The 19,519-nt window shown below is 64.1% G+C and carries 19 protein-coding genes; 6 read left to right on the plus strand and 13 right to left on the minus strand.

Annotated elements, in window-relative coordinates:
• Positions 1-18: 18 nt before the first annotated feature.
• The 6 genes from MESS4_RS14200 to paoA form a co-directional block, all read right to left on the minus strand.
• Positions 19-1,014, minus strand: a complete 996-nt coding sequence (locus MESS4_RS14200; protein WP_006331843.1) for an aldo/keto reductase — start codon at positions 1,012-1,014, stop codon at positions 19-21.
• 84 nt (positions 1,015-1,098) lie between these two features.
• The gene (locus tag MESS4_RS34980; protein WP_006331844.1) at positions 1,099-1,233 is read right to left on the minus strand and encodes a hypothetical protein; all 135 of its coding nucleotides are present in this window, start codon (positions 1,231-1,233) and stop codon (positions 1,099-1,101) included.
• Positions 1,234-1,533: 300 nt separating this feature from the next.
• Complete coding sequence (locus MESS4_RS14205; protein ID WP_006331847.1) at positions 1,534-2,721, minus strand: carboxymuconolactone decarboxylase family protein; 1,188 nt, start codon at positions 2,719-2,721, stop codon at positions 1,534-1,536.
• Positions 2,722-2,864: 143 nt separating this feature from the next.
• On the minus strand, positions 2,865-5,066 hold the full coding sequence (gene paoC / locus MESS4_RS14210; protein ID WP_006331854.1) for an aldehyde oxidoreductase molybdenum-binding subunit PaoC: 2,202 nt from the start codon (positions 5,064-5,066) through the stop codon (positions 2,865-2,867).
• A 4-nt stretch (positions 5,067-5,070) separates the two neighbouring features.
• A complete protein-coding gene (locus tag MESS4_RS14215; RefSeq protein ID WP_006331855.1) occupies positions 5,071-6,021 on the minus strand; it encodes a xanthine dehydrogenase family protein subunit M in 951 nt (316 codons plus the stop codon).
• Positions 6,018-6,671, minus strand: coding sequence for an aldehyde dehydrogenase iron-sulfur subunit PaoA (gene paoA, locus MESS4_RS14220; RefSeq protein WP_006331857.1), 654 nt, complete (start codon positions 6,669-6,671; stop codon positions 6,018-6,020). The genes MESS4_RS14215 and paoA overlap by 4 nt, the downstream gene beginning before the upstream one ends.
• A gap of 362 nt (positions 6,672-7,033) precedes the next feature.
• On the opposite strand from paoA, the gene MESS4_RS14225 reads away from it, so the two are divergent.
• Positions 7,034-7,939: a LysR family transcriptional regulator gene (locus MESS4_RS14225; RefSeq protein WP_006331864.1), complete on the plus strand. Its 906-nt coding sequence runs from the start codon at positions 7,034-7,036 to the stop codon at positions 7,937-7,939.
• 212 nt (positions 7,940-8,151) lie between these two features.
• Here the strand turns inward: MESS4_RS14225 and MESS4_RS14230 are convergent, their stop codons facing one another.
• On the minus strand, positions 8,152-10,233 hold the full coding sequence (locus MESS4_RS14230) for an ATP-dependent helicase (protein ID WP_006331865.1): 2,082 nt from the start codon (positions 10,231-10,233) through the stop codon (positions 8,152-8,154).
• A gap of 113 nt (positions 10,234-10,346) precedes the next feature.
• A complete protein-coding gene (locus tag MESS4_RS33955; protein WP_006331867.1) occupies positions 10,347-10,517 on the minus strand; it encodes a hypothetical protein in 171 nt (56 codons plus the stop codon).
• A 140-nt stretch (positions 10,518-10,657) separates the two neighbouring features.
• Between MESS4_RS33955 and MESS4_RS33960 the strand changes: the two genes are divergently transcribed.
• The 5 genes from MESS4_RS33960 (at position 10,658) to MESS4_RS14250 (ending at position 16,425) form a co-directional block, all read left to right on the plus strand.
• A complete protein-coding gene (locus MESS4_RS33960) occupies positions 10,658-10,834 on the plus strand; it encodes a hypothetical protein (RefSeq protein ID WP_006331868.1) in 177 nt (58 codons plus the stop codon).
• 285 nt (positions 10,835-11,119) lie between these two features.
• The gene (locus tag MESS4_RS14235; RefSeq protein WP_036241333.1) at positions 11,120-12,997 is read left to right on the plus strand and encodes an ABC-F family ATP-binding cassette domain-containing protein; all 1,878 of its coding nucleotides are present in this window, start codon (positions 11,120-11,122) and stop codon (positions 12,995-12,997) included.
• Positions 12,998-13,237: 240 nt separating this feature from the next.
• Positions 13,238-15,343 (plus strand): molybdopterin oxidoreductase family protein, encoded by a 2,106-nt coding sequence (locus tag MESS4_RS14240; protein WP_006331878.1) that lies wholly within the window; start codon positions 13,238-13,240, stop codon positions 15,341-15,343.
• 567 nt (positions 15,344-15,910) lie between these two features.
• Entirely contained in the window at positions 15,911-16,147 is a 237-nt protein-coding gene (locus tag MESS4_RS14245; RefSeq protein ID WP_006331882.1) for a DUF680 domain-containing protein, read from the plus strand.
• 59 nt (positions 16,148-16,206) lie between these two features.
• Entirely contained in the window at positions 16,207-16,425 is a 219-nt protein-coding gene (locus tag MESS4_RS14250) for a DUF680 domain-containing protein (RefSeq protein ID WP_006331883.1), read from the plus strand.
• Positions 16,426-16,510: 85 nt separating this feature from the next.
• Here the strand turns inward: MESS4_RS14250 and MESS4_RS14255 are convergent, their stop codons facing one another.
• The 5 genes from MESS4_RS14255 to purM form a co-directional block, all read right to left on the minus strand.
• Positions 16,511-17,020 (minus strand): histidine phosphatase family protein, encoded by a 510-nt coding sequence (locus MESS4_RS14255; protein ID WP_006331885.1) that lies wholly within the window; start codon positions 17,018-17,020, stop codon positions 16,511-16,513.
• 46 nt (positions 17,021-17,066) lie between these two features.
• Entirely contained in the window at positions 17,067-17,408 is a 342-nt protein-coding gene (locus tag MESS4_RS14260; RefSeq protein ID WP_006331886.1) for a type II toxin-antitoxin system HicB family antitoxin, read from the minus strand.
• Entirely contained in the window at positions 17,405-17,638 is a 234-nt protein-coding gene (locus MESS4_RS14265) for a type II toxin-antitoxin system HicA family toxin (protein WP_244441137.1), read from the minus strand. The genes MESS4_RS14260 and MESS4_RS14265 overlap by 4 nt, the downstream gene beginning before the upstream one ends.
• 80 nt (positions 17,639-17,718) lie before the next feature.
• Positions 17,719-18,429: a phosphoribosylglycinamide formyltransferase gene (gene purN, locus MESS4_RS14270; protein ID WP_006331903.1), complete on the minus strand. Its 711-nt coding sequence runs from the start codon at positions 18,427-18,429 to the stop codon at positions 17,719-17,721.
• Positions 18,426-19,505 carry a phosphoribosylformylglycinamidine cyclo-ligase gene (gene purM / locus MESS4_RS14275; protein ID WP_006331904.1) on the minus strand — a complete coding sequence of 360 codons (1,080 nt, stop codon included), beginning with the start codon at positions 19,503-19,505 and terminating at the stop codon, positions 18,426-18,428. Before purM ends, purN begins: the two co-directional genes overlap by 4 nt.
• Between the last annotated feature and the right edge of the window lie 14 nt (positions 19,506-19,519).

The raw sequence follows: 19,519 nt of genomic DNA on the forward strand, positions 1-19,519 counted from the left end.
GAGGTTTGAAAATAGCGCTCAGCGGCCGACACGGGCCTGCAGGTGAGCGGGGTAGCGGTCGCCTTGAACGGTGATTTGGGAGAGCGCGCTTTCGATGTCTCGGAGATCACCCGAAGTCAGTTCCACGTCCGCCGCGCCGAGGTTCTCTTCGAGGCGGTGCAGCTTCGTGGTGCCGGGGATCGGCACGATCCACGGCTTCTGCGCCAAGAGCCAGGCAATGGCGATCTGGGCTGGCGTCACCTGCTTGCGGGTCGCGATGGCGCCGAGCTGGTCGACCAGGCCTTGGTTTGCCTTCCGGTTCTCCGGGCTGAAGCGTGGAAAGACGCGGGCGCGGTAGTCCGTGCTGTCAAACGTCGTATTGGCGTCGATGGCGCCGGTGAGGAAGCCCTTGCCCAACGGGCTGAAGGGGACGAAGCCGATGCCGAGCTCTTCGAGCGTCGGCAGGATTTCCGCCTCGGGCTCCCGCCACCACAGCGAGTACTCGCTCTGCAGGGCTGCGACCGGCTGCACGGCGTGCGCGCGGCGGATCGTCTGGCTGCCTGCCTCGGAAAGGCCGAAATGCCTGACCTTGCCTTCCGCGATCAGCTCCTTCACCGCGCCGGCCACGTCCTCGATCGGCACATCCGGATCGACCCGGTGCTGGTAGAAGAGATCGATCACGTCGGTCTTGAGCCGCTTGAGCGAGGCCTCGGCAACGTCCCTGATGTGGTCCGGCCGGCTGTTGACCCCTCTCTGCGAGCCGTCTTTCGGATCGATGTCGAAGCCGAACTTGGTGGCGATAGCCACCTGGTCCCGGAACGGCGCCAGGGCCTCGCCGACAACGTCCTCGTTGGTGAAGGGGCCATAGATTTCCGCCGTATCGAAGAAGGTGACGCCGCGCTCGACGGCGGACCGGATCAGCGCGATGGCCGCCTGCTTTTCGGTGGCCGGGCCGTAGCCGTAGCTCAGCCCCATGCAGCCGAGGCCGATGGCCGAGACTTCCAGGCCGCTATTGCCAAGTTTGCGCTTTTGCATTGTTTTGTCCTTTCAAGTGTTGTTGTCGGAGGGTCGCGCCGCGTTTGCGCCGCTTGTCTACATGCCAGGCCAGGCGCTCGACGATCAGGCCGGCTTGCGCGTCCTCACGGGTGCTGCGGCCAGTGCCAGGATCAGAATCAGTGCAAGCGCCAGCATCAGCGTGCCGCCTGTCAGCGCGGTCGCCACGCCATGCGCCAGTGCCTCGGGGGTGTTCGCCACGCCCGAAGTCGCGGAAGCGAATACGGCCACCAATATGCCGAGCCCGAGAGAGCCGCCCAGTTGATGGGCGACACAAGGCCCGAAGCAGCATTGCCGCGTGTGACGGTCGTGTAGTGCACGAGCTGGTCAAGGTTTTCGGGAAACGTCGTTCGTGTGGGCTCGGCGCTCATCTGCCAGCCGACCAGGCCAACGGCGCCCAGGATAAAAGCGATCAAAGGAATGCGGCTCAACATAGTCTTCATGAATAACCTTGCGTGGGTCACAGATTGAGCAGGAGCGGAACGGCGGCTTCCGCGTGAATTAGTCCGAGTATTGTTCGGGGGTTACCTGTTCCATCCAGTCCACAGCCTTGCCGTTAAGCGCTTCCGCGATCGCGACATGCGTCATGCCGGCGGTGGCGGTAGCGCCGTGCCAATGCTTGACTTCAGGCGGAATCCACACCACGTCGCCGGGTCTGATTTCCTGGATAGGGCCACCCCAATGCTGCACCTGGCCGACCCCTGCCGTGACGATCAGCGTCTGGCCGAGCGGATGCGTGTGCCAGGCCGTGCGCGCGCCCGGCTCGAAGCTCACCGTACCCCCACCGACTCGCGCCGGCCCCTCGGCTTGAAACCGTGACTCGACCCGCACGGAGCCGGTGAAGTTTTCGGGCGATCCGGTGGTCGCGGCCTTTGGGTCGTATTTCCGCACGGAGACCGCGCCGGCTTGGGATTGCCCGGCCGCGGCGGCTTCGCGAGCCTCGAAGACCGCGCGCAGGACCGGCACTGCCGACATCGAATTAGGCCAGCCGGCATAATAGGCCAGATGCGTCGCGACCTCGGCAAGCTCGGTTCGTGTCAGGCCATTGTCCATCCCGCGGCTTAGATGGAAAGGCAGTTGCTCGGCCTTGCCCGTCGCGATCAGCCCGGCGATGGTCGCAAGGCTGCGATCGCGCGCGGAGAGTTGCGGCCGCCGCCAGAGATCGCCGAAGAGCACCCGGTTGGTATATTCCGCGAGCGCCGGAACGACAGGGCCGGTCGACGCATTTACGCTCGCCGCCCTTGCCGCCTCGGCCGCTGCATCGAGTTCCAGTGGCTGCCCCGCATCGGCCGCAACCGGTTCGATGCCGCGCTGGTCGAAGACCTCCTTTGTCGCATTGACGGCGGAAATGGCGTTCGGCCAACCGGAGTAGAACGCAAGATGAGTGATGATCTCGCCGATCTCGCTTGGCGTCACGCCATTGTCGAGCGCACGCCCGACATGCCCGCCCACTTGCGCTATGCGCCCCGACGCAATCAGGGCCGAGACGGTGACAATGCTGCGATCACGAGGCTTGAGCTCGTCGCGCAGCCAGACGTCACCGAACAGCAGGTCGTCCGTATAATCTCCCAGGCCCGGCGCCACGACATAGACCGCCGGCGGCGCGACCCGGCCCGCGGGGCGCTCCTGTGCCTCGCCGGTCGAAGCGGCAAGAGACGAGATCACGAGAGAAGCCGCGAGTTTCTTCATGAGGAAATTCTCCATTCCTGATCCAGATTTGTCATTCGAAGGTCGGTGCCGGCAGCACGCATCGAAAACGCCGCCGCAGCCATTGGCGTGCAAGCAAGGGATTGCGTCGCGTCAAGGCATGCCATGCGAAACGACAGTGGCGCTCATGCCTCGGGCAAACCTGCGAGGAGCTTGTCGAGCGTGATCGGATAGTCGCGCACGCGTATGCCCGTCGCGTTGTAGATGGCGTTGGCGACGGCCGCGCCGACACCGCACAGGCCGAGCTCGCCGACGCCCTTGGCTTTCATCGGCGACGAGATCGGATCGGTCTCGTCGAGGAAGATCACCTCCTGGTGCGGGATGTCGGCATGGACCGGCACCTCATAGCCGGCGAGATCATGGTTGACGAAGAAGCCGCGACGCTTGTCGACCGCAAGCTGCTCCATCAGCGCCGCGCCGACGCCCATGGTCATGGCGCCGATGACCTGGCTGCGCGCCGATTTGGGGTTGAGGATACGGCCGGCAGCGCACACAGCCAGCATGCGGCGGATATGGGTCTCGCCCGTCGCGACGTCGACGCCGACTTCGACGAAATGCGCGACGAAGGTCGATTGCTGGTATTGCTTGCCAAGGTCGCCATATTCTATCGCGTCCTCTGCGACGAGGCCGGACTCGCCTGCAGCCTCGGCCAGCGACACGGTACGGTTGCCCGAGCGGACTTGCCCGTCCCCGAACACTGCGTCGGCGGAGTTGAATCCAAGCTTTTGCGCTACCGCCTCGCGTAGCTTGACGCACGCGGCATAAACACCGGCTGTGGAGTTGTTGGCGCCCCATTGCCCACCCGAACCGGCCGAGACCGGGAAACTCGAGTCGCCAAGCCGCACCACCACCTTGTCGAGCGGCACGCCCATCATCTCGGCGGCAGTCTGGGCGATGATCGTATAGCTGCCGGTGCCGATATCGGTCATGTCGGTTTCGACCGTGACGACGCCACGATGATCGAGACGGACGCGGGCGGCAGACGTCGTCAAGAGGTTGTTGCGTAACCCGGCGGCGACACCCATGCCGGTCAACCAGCGTCCGTCGCGGAGCCGACCGGGCTGTGCATTGCGCTTGTTCCAGCCGAAGCGCTCGGCGCCGGTGCGCAGGCATTCGATCAACTGACGCTGCGAGAAGGGGCGGCCAGGATTCTCGGGATCCACCTGAGTGTCGTTGCGGACGCGGAATTCGATCGGATCGAGCCCGAGCTTCTCGGCCATCTCGTCCATGGCGATCTCCAGCGCCATCAAGCCCGGCGCCTCGCCCGGTGCGCGCATGGCGTTGCCTTCAGGCAGGTCGAGGATTGCGAGCCGCGTCGCCGTCATCCGGTTCGCACCGGCATAGAGCAGGCGGGTCTGTTGGACCGCGTTCTCAGGTCCGCCGCCGGGCAGGTCGCCGGACCAGCTCTCATGGCCGATCGCGGTGATCTTGCCGTCGCGCGTCGCACCGATGCGGATGCGCTGGATCGTTGCAGGCCGGTGCGTGGTGTTGTTGGCCATAAGGGGCCTCGGCAGCGCCACCTTCACCGGCCGTCGGGCGGCGCGCGCGCCGAGTGCGGCGAGCAGGGCATCGGCGCGCAGGAACAGTTTGCCGCCGAAGCCGCCGCCGATGAAGGGTGATATCAGGCGAACCTTCTCCCTGGCGATGCCGAGGGTTTGGGCCAGGTCACCCACGGTCCAGTTGATCATCTGATTCGAGGTCCAGACGGTGAGACTGTCTCCCTCCCAAGCGGCTATGGAGGCATGCGGCTCCATCATTGCATGGGAATGATCGGGCGTGGTGTAGGCTGCATCAAGCTGAATTGGCGCTGTGGGGAATGCACCGGCGAAGTCGCCGACGCCGGGATCAGCCGGGGCACCGAGGCCAGCGGCGGGCGTCCACGAGTCCTTCGCCGCCGCCAGATCGAACATACCATCCGTGCGCACATAGTCGACGCGGACCAGTTGCGCGGCGGCGCGCGCCTGCTCGAACGTCTCGGCGACCACGAGGGCGATCGCCTGGTGGTAATGTTCGATATCGGGACCGCCAAGCAGCCTGGCCGTGTTGAACCTGCCCCGGCCGAGCCTGCCGGCATTGTCCGCCGTAACAATGGCGAGAAAGCCTGGAGCACGCTGGGCCGTAGAGAGATCGATCGAGGCGATCCGCCCTTTTGCGATAGCCGAGCCGACCACATAGCCATAGGCTTGGTTGGGCACGACGTCGTGACGCTCATAGGCGTAGGGCGCGGTGCCCGTGGTCTTGAGCGGGCCGTCGATCCGGTCGACGGGCTTGCCGACGATCTTGAGCTGATCGATCGGGTTGGTTGTGGCGGGTGTGTCGAATCTCATCGCTTCAGCCTTTCGCTTCAGCCAGCACCGCGCCGAGCGTGCGCTCGACCAGCGGGAGCTTGAATGCGTTCTCATCTGTTGGCCTGGCGCCGGCCAGCAGCCGCTCCGCAACCGCCTTGGCGCCGCGCGGCATCTCCGCGTCCGCCGCCTCGACGCGCCAGGGTCTGTGCGCCACGCCGCCGAGCGCCACGCGCCCGGTGCCATCGCGCTGCACGATCGCGCCGACCGAGACCAGGGCGAAGGCATAGGAGGCCCGGTCGCGGACCTTGCGGTAGATATGCTTGCCGCCGACCGGCTTGGGCAGCGTGACCGCGGTGATCAGTTCGCCGGGTACGAGCGTCGTCTCGATATGTGGCGTATCGCCGGGAAGGCGGTGGAACTCGGCGATTGGAATGCCGCGCACCGTGCCGTCGGACCGCACCGTTTCCACGGTCGCGTCGAGCGCCCGCATCGCCACTGCCATGTCGCTCGGGTGCGTTGCGATGCAGGCATCGCTGGTGCCGATCACCGCCAGTGGACGGGTGAAGCCGCCGATCGCGGCGCAGCCGCTGCCGGGCTGGCGTTTGTTGCAAGGCTGGTTGGTATCGTAGAAGTAGGGGCAGCGCGTGCGCTGCAGCAGGTTGCCTGCCGTCGTTGCCTTGTTGCGCAGTTGGCCTGAAGCGCCGGCGAGCAGTGCGCGAGAGAGCAGGCCATAGTCGCGTCGCACGCGCTCGTCCGCGGCGAGATCGGTGTTGCGCACCAAGGCGCCGATGCGCAGCCCGCCCTCCGTTGTCGTTTCGATCTTGTCGAGCGCGAGGCCGTTCACGTCGATCAGATGCGTCGGCGTCTCGATCTCGAGCTTCATCAGGTCGAGCAGGTTGGTGCCGCCGGCGATGAACCTGGCGCCTTCGGTGCGCATTGCGGCAGCGGCAGCCTCAGCAGGCGAACTGGCGCGTTCGTAGGTGAAGGATCTCATGTCTGCCCCCCAGCGACTTCGGTGATCGCATCGAGAATGTTGGAATAGGCGCCGCAACGGCAGATGTTGCCGCTCATGCGCTCGCGCAGTTCGGCAGCCGTCGTCTGCTGCGCAACAGTCAAGTCAGCGCTCACATGGCTCGGGATGCCCGCCTTGATCTCGTTGAGCACAGCCACGGCCGAGCAGATTTGTCCGGGTGTGCAATAGCCGCATTGATAGCCGTCATGCTTGACGAAGGCGGCCTGCATCGGATGCAGATTCCCGGGCGTGCCCAGCCCCTCGATGGTGGTGATCTCGTCGCCCTCGTGCATCACCGCCAGCGTCAGGCACGAATTGATCCGCTGTCCGTCGACCATCACCGTGCACGCGCCGCATTGGCCGTGATCGCAGCCCTTCTTGGTGCCGGTAAGTTGCAGATGCTCGCGCAGCGCGTCGAGCAGCGTGGTCCGTGTGTCGAGCTCGAGTTCGCGGTTCGCCCCATTCACGGTCAAGGTCACCTTCGACATGGCAGGCGCTTCCGCGGTCGAAGGCAATTTGTCAGCGGCAGCCTGTGCATTGACCGCGGATGGCGCGGCTGTCATGGCCACCGATGCGGCTCCAACAATTAACAAGTCGCGCCGGGTTATTTCGGGTTTGTCGGGACTTTGCATATTGTGTTCCCTGCGTTTGGATATCGTCGAGCTGCTCGATATCGTCGTTGGGGCAGGCCGTTGCGGCAGGCTGGCTCCTGGTCCACATCCTGCCGGTCAAGCCGGGTCTCGCGTGCCAGTGCGTGGTCATTGCACCGCGCCTCTACTGGATACGTAGGTTCTCCTCCGCTTTTGATTAGTGGTTGATCAGCGATAGGCCTTATGAATTTGGCTCATGAAAGGGCGGGGCCCGCATGCGCTTTGGACGAGTGAGGCAAACCTTCATCCGGCGTGCTGCGCCGGCTCGCGGCCGCGATTTAAAGACTGCGGCGGGGAAGGATCGGATGGTATAATGCGCACGCACCCATGAGGATGAATCATATATGCCGCGCGGAAACGTCAACGACCTCCTTGCCTTCCTGGCTGTGGCGAAGGAGCGGAGTTTCACCAGGGCCGCCGCGAAACTCGGCGTTTCGCAGTCCGCGCTCAGCCACACGGTTCGGGGGCTGGAAGAGCGCCTCGGGCTTCGGCTGCTGACCCGCACCACGCGCAGCGTCTCGCCGACCGAGGCAGGTGAACGCCTTCTTCAAACGGTTGGCCCACGGTTTGAAGAGATCGAGACGGAGCTCGCCTCGCTGAGCGAACTGCGTGACAAACCTGCCGGTACCATCCGCATAACGGCCGGCGAATATGCGGCCGACACGGTCCTCTGGCCCGCTCTGGCGAAGCTGTTGCCGGACTATCCCGACATCAAGGTCGAGATCATCGTCGACTATGGCCTCACCGATATCGTCGCGGAGCGCTATGACGCCGGCGTCCGTCTCGGCGAGCAGGTGGCAAAGGACATGATCGCCGTGCGCATCGGGCCTGATATGCGCATGGCGGTCGTCGGCGCGCCTTCCTATTTCGCCAGGCGCAAGCCACCAAAGACGCCGCAGGACCTGACGGCGCACGACTGCATCAATCTGCGGCTGCCGACCTATGGCGGGCTCTATGCCTGGGAGTTCGACAAGAACGGGCGCGAGATCAAGGTGCGGGTGGAGGGGCAGTTTGTCTTCAACACCTCAGCGCTCAGGCTGAACGCCGCGCTGGCCGGGTTCGGTCTGGCTTACCTGCCCGAGGATCAGGCGCGGGCTCACATTGCGGAAGGGCGGCTTGTTCGTGTGCTCGCCGACTGGTGCCCGCCCTTTTCAGGCTGCCATCTCTATTACCCGAGCCGCAGGCAGCAGTCGCCGGCCTTTGCCGTGCTGGTCGAGGCGCTGCGTTACCGGGGGAATAATAGTGAATAGTGAATAGTGAATAGTGAATAGTGAATAGTGAATAGTGAATAGTGAATAGTGAATAGTTGTCTGACCTCACTACTCACTACTCACTACTCACTACTCACTACTCACTACTCACTACTCACTACTCACTACTCACTACTCACTACTCACTACTCACTACTCACTACTCACTACTCACTATTCACCATTCACCATTCACCATTCACCATTCACCGTTACTTCCACATGCCGCGCATGCGGGCGCCGAGATCGACCCGAACCTGCGGCTGGCGGCGCGGATCGTCCTTTGCCTGGACGCTTGCCCACGCCGTCTGCTCGAAGGCGCCGAGGATCGAGGCCGGGATGAAGCGGCTGCGCGAGGCATAGACATGGCGGTCGCCGCGCGCCGCCTGGCCATGGACGAAAAACCGCTGCGGCATGACCAGGTGCAGGCTGTCCTTGGCCCGTGTGATCGCCACATAGAGCAGCCGGCGCTCCTCGTCGATTTCCTCCTTCGAGCCGACGCCGAGATCGATCGGGATGCAGCCGTCGACAGTGTTGAGCACGAAGACGTTCTTCCACTCCTGGCCCTTGGCCGAATGGATGGTCGACAGGATCAGATAATCCTCGTCGCGGTGCGGCGGGCCGGCCTCGTCGCTGGTCGCGTCCGGCGGATCGAGCGTCAGCTCTGTGAGGAAGCGCTCGCGCGAGGCGTAGCCCGCGGCGATCTGCTCGAGCTGCAACAGGTCCGCCCGGCGCGTCGTCGCATCCTCGTGGATGCGTTCCAGATGCGGCTCGTACCAGAGCCTGACCTGTTCGAGGTCGGCCGGCCATTTTCCCGACCCGGCCCGAAGTTGCGAGAACAGCGCGACGAAACCCGGCCAGTCGTCGGCGGCCCTTTGCGGTGGCCGATAGCGGGCAAGGCCCATCGCTTCGTCGAGCGACGTCGCCATCGTCTCGACGATTGCATTGGCTGCCGAAGGCCCGATGCCGGGCAGAAGCTGCAGCACCCGAAAACCGGCGACGCGATCGCGCGGGTTTTCGGCGAAGCGCAATACGGCCAGCATATCCTTGACATGGGCGGCGTCGAGGAACTTCAGCCCGCCGAACTTGACGAACGGGATGTTGCGCCGCGTCAGCTCGATCTCCAGCGGCCCGCTATGGTGCGAGGCGCGAAACAGCACGGCCTGCGCCTTCAGCGCCGTGCCGGCCTCGCGCTCGGCCAGGATCGCCTGGCAGACGTAATTCGCCTGCTCGGTCTCGTCGCGGACATTGACCAGCTTCGGCCTTTCCGCCGATTTGCGCTCCGACCACAGGTTTTTCGTAAAACGCTCAGACGCCTCGCCGATGACCGCATTGGCGGCGGCCACTATGGTCTCGGTGGAGCGGTAGTTGCGCTCCAGCATGACGATCTCGGCCGGCTGCGCGAACTGCTTGGGGAAATCCAGGATGTTGCGGACTTCGGCCGCGCGAAACGAATAGATCGACTGCGCATCGTCGCCGACCACCGTGAGACCCGACCCGTCGGGCTTCAGCGCCGTCAGGATCGAGGCCTGCAGCCGGTTGGTATCCTGGTATTCGTCGACCAGAACATGATCGAAACGCCCGCCGAGATGCGCCGATATCTCCGGCTCGCTGGCCATCTGCGCCCAGTAGAGCAGCAGATCGTCGTAATCGAGCACGTTCTGCGCCTGCTTGGCCTCGACATAGCGGGCGAACAACGTCCTGAGCTGCTCCGCCCAGCCGGCGCACCAGGGGAATACCGAGCCCAGAACCTCGCCAAGCGGCGCCTGTGCGTTGACGGCGCGCGAATAGATCGCCAGGCACGTACCCTTGGTCGGGAAACGGGCTTCGGTCCTGGAGAAGCCGAGCTCGTGCCTGACAAGGTTCATCAGGTCGGCGGAATCCTCGCGGTCATGGATGGTGAAGGCCGGGTCGAGGCCGATCTCCAAAGCGTAATCGCGCAGCAGCCTGGCGCCGATGCCGTGGAAGGTGCCTGCCCAGGTGAGCGCGTCGGTGATGACCGAGGCATCGCGGCCCAGCACCTCGCCGGCGATGCGCTCGACGCGCTTGGCCATTTCCGCCGCGGCGCGGCGCGAAAACGTCATCAGGAGGATGCGGCGCGGATCGGCGCCCCTGACGATCAGATGCGCAACGCGATGCGCCAGCGTGCTGGTCTTGCCGGAACCGGCGCCCGCAATCACCAGCAGCGGCCCGGCCACCATGCCGTCGCCATGTTCGACCGCCAGCCGCTGCTCGGCGTTGAGCTTGGCGAGATAGGCAGGCATGAAGGTCGAATCACGGGCAGCGAGGTTCATTGCCCATCAAGCATCGTTTCTGCTTTGTTCGCAACGGTTTCAGCGCAGGACTAGCATTCACCCAAGGAGCTAGGGCGGAACGGGAAATTCTATGGGCTACGCCGGCATGGCTCCTAGCGCTGGGGCTCTGCCCCCATCGTTGCCGACTGGCGCCTCAGCGCCTCGCCATCATCCTGTGGCGGCGGCAGGAATGGGTCGAAATCGTCGGGCACATCGTCAATCACCTTTTTGGTGACGCGGTAGGCCGCGTAGGCGATAGCTCCGGCTATGAGCAGGCGGATCATGATCGCACTCCTCCATTGATTTGAACCAACTGGAGAGGCGGCGTTTTGTTCCCTTGTTTCTCCAAACGACGCCAGTCACGCAACCAAATCGGCACCGTCTCGTTTGCCCCGGGGAAGAGGATGGGCGAGAGGAGGTTGCGATGAAGAGGTTCTCAATCCCGCTGGCCTTGGCGGCCATGCTGGCTGTGGCGGCTTGCGACAACAACATTCAACCGACCAAGGCCCCCGGTATCGATCAAAACCCCGTGGTCGACAAGAATCCAGTGCCGAAGCCGACAACCGGTGTTGATCAACCCGGTACGCCACCCGTTCAGTGACGGAACCCGTGAGAACGATGGCCGGCGCCGCTTGGGAGGGGAATGGATGGCGCCGGCCAGGCGGGTATTCAGATCCGCCGCACGGCTAGAGATAGCTGAGTCTTGCCCCTGCGTCATGGCGTGATCACGGAAGAGCCGCCGCCGTCCACCGCTAACAGGCTGACAGTTCAGAGGCGAGAAGCCGATCGCATCGAGCCATCCGCGGCAGCCGTTTTCTCGCACTATGCGACCGAACCGGCGCTCAAGGCCTTGCGAAGCGCCGACGTCCTGTGCGAAAGCGCGGCCATGCTGATCATCAATGACCTTACACTGCGCATGGCCGGACGCCTGCTCCTGGACCATGCCTCGCTGACCTTGCCGGCCGGCACCAAGGCGGGGCTTGTCGGCCGCAACGGCACCGGCAAGACGACGCTGTTCAAGGCCATCACCGGCGATTTCCCCTCAGAGACCGGTTCGATCAGCCTGCCGAAGAACACCCGCATCGGCCAAGTCGCGCAGGAAGCGCCGGGCACCGAGGAGCCGCTGATCGAGATCGTGCTCAAGGCCGACCTCGAACGCTCGGCACTGCTCGAAGAGGAAAAGACGGCGACCGATCCGCACCGCATCGCCGACATCCACATGCGGCTGGCCGATATCGACGCCCATTCCGCCGAATCCCGCGCGGCCACCATTCTTGCCGGCCTCGGCTTCGATGATGCCGCGCAGCGGCGCCCGGCCTCGTCCTTCTCCGGCGGTTGGCGCATGCGCGTGGCGCTCGCCGCGGTGCTGTTTTCCGAGCCGGATTTGCTGCTGCTCGACGAGCCGACCAACTATCTCGATCTCGAAGGCACGCTGTGGCTGGAGAACTACGTCTCGAAATACCCGCACACCGTGCTGCTGATCTCGCACGATCGCGACCTGCTCAACCGCGCCGTCAACTCGATCGTCCATCTCGACCAGAAGAAGCTGACCTTCTGGCGCGGCGGCTACGACCAGTTCGAGCGGCAGTACACCGAGCAGCGTGAGTTGCAGGAGAAGGGCCGCGTCAAGCAGGAAGCCGCGCGCAAGCACATGGAGTCCTTTGTCGAGCGCTTCCGCGCCAAGGCTTCCAAGGCAAGGCAGGCACAGTCGCGCATCAAGGCGCTGGAGAAGATGAAGCCGATCGCCGCCATCGTGAACGACACGGTGCGGCCGTTCTCGTTTCCGGAGCCGGTGAAGACGGTGGCCTCGCCGATCATCGCGCTGAACAACGTCAATGTCGGCTATACCGAGGGTCAGCCGATCCTGAAGAAGATGACGCTGCGCATCGATGCCGACGACCGCATCGCGCTGCTTGGCGCCAACGGCAACGGCAAGTCGACCTTCGCCAAGCTTTTATCGGGCCGCCTGAAGCAGGAGACGGGCACCATGACGGTGGCGCCAGGCTTGAAAGTGGCGATCTTCGCCCAGCACCAACTCGATGATCTTCGGCCGGAGGAAAACGCCTATGAGCATGTCCGCCGGCTGATGCCGGAGGCGCCGGAATCGAAGGTGCGCGGCCGCGTCGCCCAATTCGGGCTGACCACCGAAAAGATGAACACCGCCGCCAAGGACCTGTCGGGCGGCGAAAAGGCGAGGCTGCTGATGGGCCTGTCGGCCTTCGAGGGGCCGAACCTGTTCATCCTCGACGAACCGACCAACCATCTCGACATCGACAGCCGTGAATCGCTGATCCATGCGCTGAACGAGTTTCCCGGCGCGGTGATCCTGATCTCGCACGACCGCCATCTGCTCGAGGCGACGGCCGACCGGCTGTGGCTGGTCAAGGACGGCGCGGTCAATCCCTATGATGGTGACCTCGAGGACTACAAGACGCTGGTGACCGGCGTGTCCGGAGACCGCCGCGGCAAGCGCGAGGCGGAAAAGGCCTCGAAGGCCGACCGCCGCCGCGATGCGGCGGCGCGCCGTGCCGCGTTCGAGCCGCTGGCCAAGGAAATCCGCGCCACCGAGGCACTGATGGACCGCATCCGCAAGCGCATCGATCTGATCGAGGACGAACTCGCCAATCCGGCGGTCTACGAAAAGGATCCCTCGACCGCGACGCGGCTGGCCAAGGAGCGCTCGCAGCTCGCGCAACAGCTGGCTGGCCACGAGGAGAAATGGCTGACCATGTCGGCGGAGTATGAGGAAGGCACGGCGGAGTGAGTGCGTAATCTCCCCCCTTGTGGGGGAGATGCCCGGCAGGGCAGAGGGGGCGCTGTCCCGCCAGCCTGTCACTCGTTTACAGCCACCGACCGCCGGCCCCTTGTGAAGAGCGGGACTATACCAAAAGTAGGCGATCCTTCGCGCCCCCCTCTGTCCTGCCGGACATCTCCCCCACGAGGGGGGAGATTGGCTAATCATCTGGCCCTACACGCGCCCTCCGAAAGCCGCTAGATAGGTGCCATGAATCAACACGCCAAGCTCAGGATCGGCCATTCCGCCTGTCCGCACGATTGCCCGTCGACCTGCGCGCTCGAGGTCGAACTGCTCGACGCCAAGCGCATCGGCCGCGTTCATGGCGCCAAGGCCAATACGTACACGGCCGGCGTCATCTGCGCCAAGGTTGCCCGCTATGCCGACCGCATCCATCACCCCGACCGCTTGCTGAAGCCGGTTGTCCGCGCCGGCGCCAAGGGCGACGGCGCCTGGAAGGATGCGAGCTGGGAGGCGGCACTCGACCTCGTTGCCGAGAAGTTCATCCGGGCGGAGGAAAGATACGGCTCGGAGACGGTCTGGCCGTACTACTATGCCGGCACGATGGGATTGGTGCAGCGCGACGGCATCGAACGGTTGCGCCATGCGAAGAGATATTCCGGATTCTTCGGTTCGATCTGCACCAATCTGGCCTGGACCGGCTGGATGATGGGGGCAGGCGCGCTGCGCGGCCCCGACCCGCGCGAGATGGGCAAATCCGACTGCGTGGTGATCTGGGGCACCAATGCCGTTGTCACCCAGGTCAATGTCATGACCCATGCGATCAAGGCGCGCAAGGAACGCGCAGCCAAGATCGTCGTCATCGACGTCTACGAGAACGCGACGATGAAGCAGGCCGATCTCGGCCTGGTGCTGAAGCCCGGCACCGACGGCGCGCTGGCCTGCGCGGTGATGCATGTGCTGTTCCGCGAGGGTCTTGCCGACCGCGTCTATCTGGAAAGGTACACGGACGATCCGAAGGGGCTGGAAGCGCATCTGCGGACAAAAACGCCGGAATGGGCGGCCGAAATCACCGGGCTTTCAGTCGCCGAGATCGAAGCCTTCGCTCGTCTCGTCGGCACGACGAAAAAAACCTATTTCCGCCTCGGCTATGGCTTTTCGCGCCAGCGCAACGGCTCGGTCAACATGCATGCCGCGGCCTCTATCGCGGCGGTCACCGGCTGCTGGCAGTATGAGGGCGGCGGCGCCTTCCATTCCAATTCCGGGATCTTCAAGCTTAACCAGGAGCTGCTGGAAGGCACCAAGATGCGCGACTCGGCGATTCGCCATCTCGATCATTCGCGCATCGGTCCGGTACTGACCGGAGCCGCTGATGCGCTCTATGGCGGCCCACCGGTGACGGCGCTGCTGATCCAGAACACCAACCCGGCCAATGTCGCGCCGCAGCAGCGGCTGGTGAAGCAGGGCTTCCTGCGCGACGACCTCTTCACCTGTGTGCACGAGCAGTTCATGACCGATACGGCGAAGCTTGCCGATGTCGTGCTGCCGGCGACGATGTTCCTGGAGCATGACGACATCTACAAGGGCGGCGGCAACCAGCACATCACGCTGGGGCCGAAGCTGATCGACCCGCCGCAAGGGCCGCGCACCAACCATTTCGTCATCGAGGAACTCGGCAAGCGCCTCGGCGTCGCCGACAAGCCGGGCTTCGGCCTGACCGAGCAGCAGCACATCGACATCATCCTGGGCAAGCGCGGGCTGGGTAGTTTTTCGAGCCTCAAGGACGAAAAATGGGTTGACCTGCAGCCGGATTTCGAGACCGCGCATTTCATCACTGGCTTCGGCCATGCCGACAAGAAGTTCCACTTCCGCGCCAATTGGACCGGGCAGGCGGCGCCCAACCGGCCGCCGAAAAGCATGGGCCTGTTCGGGCCTGTGGAGCAGCTGCCGGAATTTCCAGATCATGTCGACCTGATCGAGGTCGCGGACGAGACGCACCCGTTCCGGCTGACGACATCGCCGGCCCGCAATTTCCTCAACTCGACCTTTGCCGAAACGCCGGTGTCCAAAGCCAAGGAAAGGCGGCCGGAACTCCTGCTGCACCCGGACGACGCGGCAGCGCTCGGGCTTGCCGACGGCGGCCGTGTCGAGGTCGGCAATCAGCGCGGCGAAGTGGTGCTGCACGCAAAACTGTTCGACGGCATCAAGCGCGGCGTGGTGGTGGCCGAAGGCATCTGGCCGAACAACGCCCATGAGCGCGGCGAGGGCATCAACGTGCTGACCGGCGCCGACGCGCCGGCGCCCTATGGTGGTGCTGCCTTCCACGACAACAAGGTGTGGCTGCGCGCGCTTTAACGGGATCGCCAGCCCTGTCCCAGCCACCGATCAGGATCGCGAGCAGATCGACGGCATCGAAGGTCGGCGATCCTTCCCACCCTCCCTCTGCCCTGCCGGGCATCTCCCCCGCAAGGGGGGAGATTTGCCATCATCTCGGCTTTCGCCAATCGTCAACGTTGCAGGGATGAGCGGAGCACCGGAACTGCCGATCTCCCCCTTGCCGGGGAGATGGCCGGCAGGAAAGAGGGGGTGCCTCGTGGAACTTTTCGCGGGATGGCATATAAACCGAACCGTTCGGTTCGATTTCTGTTGACGCATTGTGCAGTACGGTGTGAACGCTGGCTCGGCAAATCTGGGCACTCGCGCGGGACGCATTCTCCTAACCATATGATATCGCTTGGAAAGATTGTGGCGGAGGTAGTCGCCCTCCGGTTTTCAACTGCTGTATCAGAGGTTTTTCAGGCACAACGTCGTGACTGGAAACGACAGCACTGCCGACCCATCTCGGGGTAGTCCGAGCGACGCGAATTCCTCCCAAGGCACGCCACTAGACGGACAGAACATAAGAATACTGGAGTAATTGAAATGACCAAGATCGCTCTTACCGCCGCCGCTATCCTCGTTGCCACCGGCAGCGCTTTCGCCGGCAGCGACCACTATGGTTCGGATAACGTCAATCAGCCGGCCGCCGCAGTTACCGCGCCTGCCAATGTTGACAACTCGTATACGGCTTCGATCCGCAAGCCGGTCGAGCACAATGGCGCCAAGGCGACGTCCGATGCCGTCCAGCCGGAATCCGGCCAGGGCATCTGGGGCCGCTAAGCGCGGATCCGATCGCCAGCACTTCGAACCATCAATCACCAAAACCAGGAGTATTTGAAATGACCAAGATCGCTCTTACCGCCGCCGCCATCCTCGTTGCCACGGGCAGCGCTTTCGCCGGCAGCGACCACTACGGCTCGGCCAACGCCAACCAGCCGTCTGCCCCTGTTGCCGCTAACATCGACAACTCGTTCACCGCTTCGATCAAGAAGTCGGACGCGGCTGTCCAGAAGCCTGTGACCCAAGGCAGCGACCGCAACCTGTTCGGCAACCGCTGAACGGTCATCGGTCCTCAAGACCTCAAAGCGGCGGGCTTGTCCCGCCGCTCTGTTTTTGTGCCGCCGCGATCGGTAGCTCCCCCCGTCAGTGCAACTCCTTGGGCCGGATGCAATGCGTCAGCCGGGCGTCGCCGAAGTCTAGATTTGCCCAGTCGCCGTCGATGGTGAAACGGGCGAGCGCCGCGGTCGGGAATTTCGCTTCGATCTCTCTGAACACGTCCGCATCCGATCCAGCACCCGCCAGCCGCAACGCGAAATGCTGCAGGCCGGGGTTGTGGCCGACCACTAGCAGGCTCGTGGCCTTGGCCTGCCGCACACGCGCCAGGACGGTGGCCGCAGTCGCCTCGTAGAGCGTCTCGGCGAATTCCGCCGGCAGATGCTTCGGCAGTTCCGCCGAAACCAGCCGCCAGGTGTCGCGAGTGCGTAGCGCTGGCGAGACCAGCGCCAGCTCCGGCAGCCAGCCGCGCCGGGCCAGCTCACGCCCGATCAGCGGCGCTGTCTTCAGCCCGCGCGGGGCGAGCGGCCGGTCGAAATCGGCGAGCTTGGGATCATCCCAGCTCGACTTGGCGTGGCGGAGGAGCAGCAACTGTTTCACGATACGCCCTGGAGTGGCCGGTGATGGATGGTAGGACAGCTGGTTTTCATGCAATCTGCTTTTCGGCGGCCTCGCGCAAGACTTCTTCTCCCCACTGGTTCAGGCTCTTGCCTGCGACTTCCGCGGCCATTGCCACTTTTGAATGAACCGAGGGGTCAACGCGCAGCATGAGATTGCCGGAATAAGGTTTTTGCGGCGACTTGCCGATTTTCGCGCAAGTTTCGATATAGTCGTCCACGGCTTCATGGAAGGCAGCTTTCAGCCCCGCGACAGTTTCTGAATGGAAGGATACGCCGTCTCGAATACCGGCAATCCGGCCGAAGAAAATCTCGTCATCGTCGTCATAGTCGACACGGGCCGAATAGCCCTTGTAGGTCATTGCATTCATGGCTTCACTCCGATCCTCAATAGGAATTGGCGAGCATCCCGCACTTGATATCGCTTTGCTTCGTTTGAGGGGTGCGGCCGGTGGAACGTCTCGACCTCGCCCTTGAACGCAAAACGCACGCGTGAACCGCTTCCTTCGATCACGTGGCAACCGACTGCGACTAGCAAGGCTTCAATGGCGATCCATTCGATACTGCCCGAAACCGGATCGGTGAATATCGCCTTAAGCACGCGTCCATGCTTGCTGTTCATGCAAGCATAGGTAAGCGAGCGCGCCAAAGTTTGCAATCAAATTATGATTGCAAAAATGCTCAGGGCGTAATACGCGCCAGATGTTCGAGATCGGTCTCCTCGCGCAGCGGGTCGGGCGCCATCACCACCGACGTGCCGTTGTCGGCATCGTCGGCGAAATGCGCAAGCACCGTGCGGCCGCCTTCCATGCGTGCCTTGCCTTCGGCAACCAGGCCGAGCGCCAGCGGATAGAGCCGGTGCTCGGCCTTGAGCACGCGCGCGGCCAGCGTATCCTCATTGTCGCCGACCATCACCGGCACCGCCGCCTGGGCAATGATCGGGCCGTCATCCATGTCCAACGTCACGAAATGCACCGTGCAGCCATGGATGCGCATGCCGGCGCGTAACGCACGCGCATGCGTGTCGAGGCCCTTGAAGGCCGGCAGCAGGGCAGGGTGGATGTTGACCATCCGCCCCTGCCACTTCTCGACGAAGCGCGCTCCGAGGATGCGCATGTAGCCGGCCAGCGCGACGATCTCGGCGCCAAAGGAGGCAAGCGCGGCATCGATCGCGCCGTCATGCGCTTCCTTGCCGACATGGTCGGATCGCGAAATCACCTTGGTGGGAATGCCGCGCGCCGCCGCGATGCCGAGGCCGGCGGCATTGGCCCGGTCGGAAATGACGCCGACGATCTCGGCCGGATAGGCAGGGTCCGTTGCCGCGGCGATCAGCGCCGTCATGTTGGAGCCGCGTCCCGATATCAGCACCACGGTGCGTTTGCGCGCGTTCATAGGTCGATCGAGCCTCGATAGATCACGCCGGCGTCGCGGCGCGGTACGATGCGGCCGATCGGCGTTACCGTCTCGCCGGCCTCCTGCAAGACGGCTGCGACCTGCGCCGCCTGGCCGGAGGCGACGACGAGGATCATGCCGATGCCGCAATTGAAAGTGCGCATCATCTCTTCGGGCGCCACGCCGCCGGTCTTCGCCAGCCACGAGAATACCGGCGGTACCTCGATGGCATCGAGGTCGAGTTCGGCCGAAAAATCCTTCGGCAGGACGCGCGGGATGTTCTCGGGAAAGCCGCCGCCGGTGATGTGGGCCAGCGCCTTGATGCCATGCGTGTTGCGGATCGCCTTGAGGATCGACTTGACATAGATGCGGGTCGGCTCGAGCAGCGCCTCGGCCAATGTCGCCTCGTCATTGAAGGGCGCTGGATCGCTCCATGAAAGGCCGCTGCCGGCAACGATACGGCGGACCAGCGAAAAGCCGTTCGAATGCAGGCCCGACGAGGCGAGGCCCAAAAGCACATCGCCCTCGACGATGTCGTCCGTGGGCAGCAGCTGGCCGCGTTCGGCAGCCCCCACGGCAAAGCCGGCAAGATCGTAATCCTTGCCGTGATACATGCCCGGCATTTCCGCCGTCTCGCCGCCGACCAGCGCGCAGCCGGCCTGCCGGCAGCCATCGGCAATGCCACCGACGATCGCCGCACCCTGGTCGGGATCGAGCTTGCCGGTGGCGAAATAGTCGAGGAAGAACAGCGGCTCGGCGCCCTGCACGACGATGTCGTTGACGCACATGGCGACAAGGTCGATGCCGATCGTATCGTGCTTGCCGGCATCGATGGCGATCTTCAGCTTGGTGCCGACGCCGTCATTGGCGGCGACCAGCACCGGATCGGTGAAGCCGGCCGCCTTGAGGTCGAACAGGCCGCCGAAGCCGCCGATCTCGCCATCGGCGCCCGGCCGGCGCGTTGCCCTGACCAGCGGCTTGATCTTCTCGACCATCAGATTGCCGGCATCGATGTCGACGCCCGCCTCGGCATAGGTGAGCCCGTTCTTGCGCTTGGCTTTCTCGCGCTTGCTCATCGGGTGCGCCTGTT

Source organism: Mesorhizobium sp. STM 4661 (assembly GCF_000359125.1).
In the GTDB taxonomy this organism is placed as follows: domain Bacteria; phylum Pseudomonadota; class Alphaproteobacteria; order Rhizobiales; family Rhizobiaceae; genus Mesorhizobium.

What these genes read in the sequence shown, in the direction of transcription:
- MESS4_RS14200 (WP_006331843.1), bottom strand. Translation starts at nt 1,014, where the DNA reads ATGCAAAAGCGCAAACTTGGCAATAGCGGCCTGGAAGTCTCGGCCATC.
- MESS4_RS14205 (WP_006331847.1), bottom strand. Translation starts at nt 2,721, where the DNA reads ATGAAGAAACTCGCGGCTTCTCTCGTGATCTCGTCTCTTGCCGCTTCG.
- paoC (WP_006331854.1), bottom strand. Translation starts at nt 5,066, where the DNA reads ATGAGATTCGACACACCCGCCACAACCAACCCGATCGATCAGCTCAAG.
- MESS4_RS14215 (WP_006331855.1), bottom strand. Translation starts at nt 6,021, where the DNA reads ATGAGATCCTTCACCTACGAACGCGCCAGTTCGCCTGCTGAGGCTGCC.
- paoA (WP_006331857.1), bottom strand. Translation starts at nt 6,671, where the DNA reads ATGCAAAGTCCCGACAAACCCGAAATAACCCGGCGCGACTTGTTAATT.
- MESS4_RS14225 (WP_006331864.1), top strand. Translation starts at nt 7,034, where the DNA reads ATGCCGCGCGGAAACGTCAACGACCTCCTTGCCTTCCTGGCTGTGGCG.
- MESS4_RS14230 (WP_006331865.1), bottom strand. Translation starts at nt 10,233, where the DNA reads ATGAACCTCGCTGCCCGTGATTCGACCTTCATGCCTGCCTATCTCGCC.
- MESS4_RS33955 (WP_006331867.1), bottom strand. Translation starts at nt 10,517, where the DNA reads ATGATCCGCCTGCTCATAGCCGGAGCTATCGCCTACGCGGCCTACCGC.
- MESS4_RS33960 (WP_006331868.1), top strand. Translation starts at nt 10,658, where the DNA reads ATGAAGAGGTTCTCAATCCCGCTGGCCTTGGCGGCCATGCTGGCTGTG.
- MESS4_RS14235 (WP_036241333.1), top strand. Translation starts at nt 11,120, where the DNA reads ATGCTGATCATCAATGACCTTACACTGCGCATGGCCGGACGCCTGCTC.
- MESS4_RS14240 (WP_006331878.1), top strand. Translation starts at nt 13,238, where the DNA reads ATGAATCAACACGCCAAGCTCAGGATCGGCCATTCCGCCTGTCCGCAC.
- MESS4_RS14245 (WP_006331882.1), top strand. Translation starts at nt 15,911, where the DNA reads ATGACCAAGATCGCTCTTACCGCCGCCGCTATCCTCGTTGCCACCGGC.
- MESS4_RS14250 (WP_006331883.1), top strand. Translation starts at nt 16,207, where the DNA reads ATGACCAAGATCGCTCTTACCGCCGCCGCCATCCTCGTTGCCACGGGC.
- MESS4_RS14260 (WP_006331886.1), bottom strand. Translation starts at nt 17,408, where the DNA reads ATGAATGCAATGACCTACAAGGGCTATTCGGCCCGTGTCGACTATGAC.
- purN (WP_006331903.1), bottom strand. Translation starts at nt 18,429, where the DNA reads ATGAACGCGCGCAAACGCACCGTGGTGCTGATATCGGGACGCGGCTCC.
- purM (WP_006331904.1), bottom strand. Translation starts at nt 19,505, where the DNA reads ATGAGCAAGCGCGAGAAAGCCAAGCGCAAGAACGGGCTCACCTATGCC.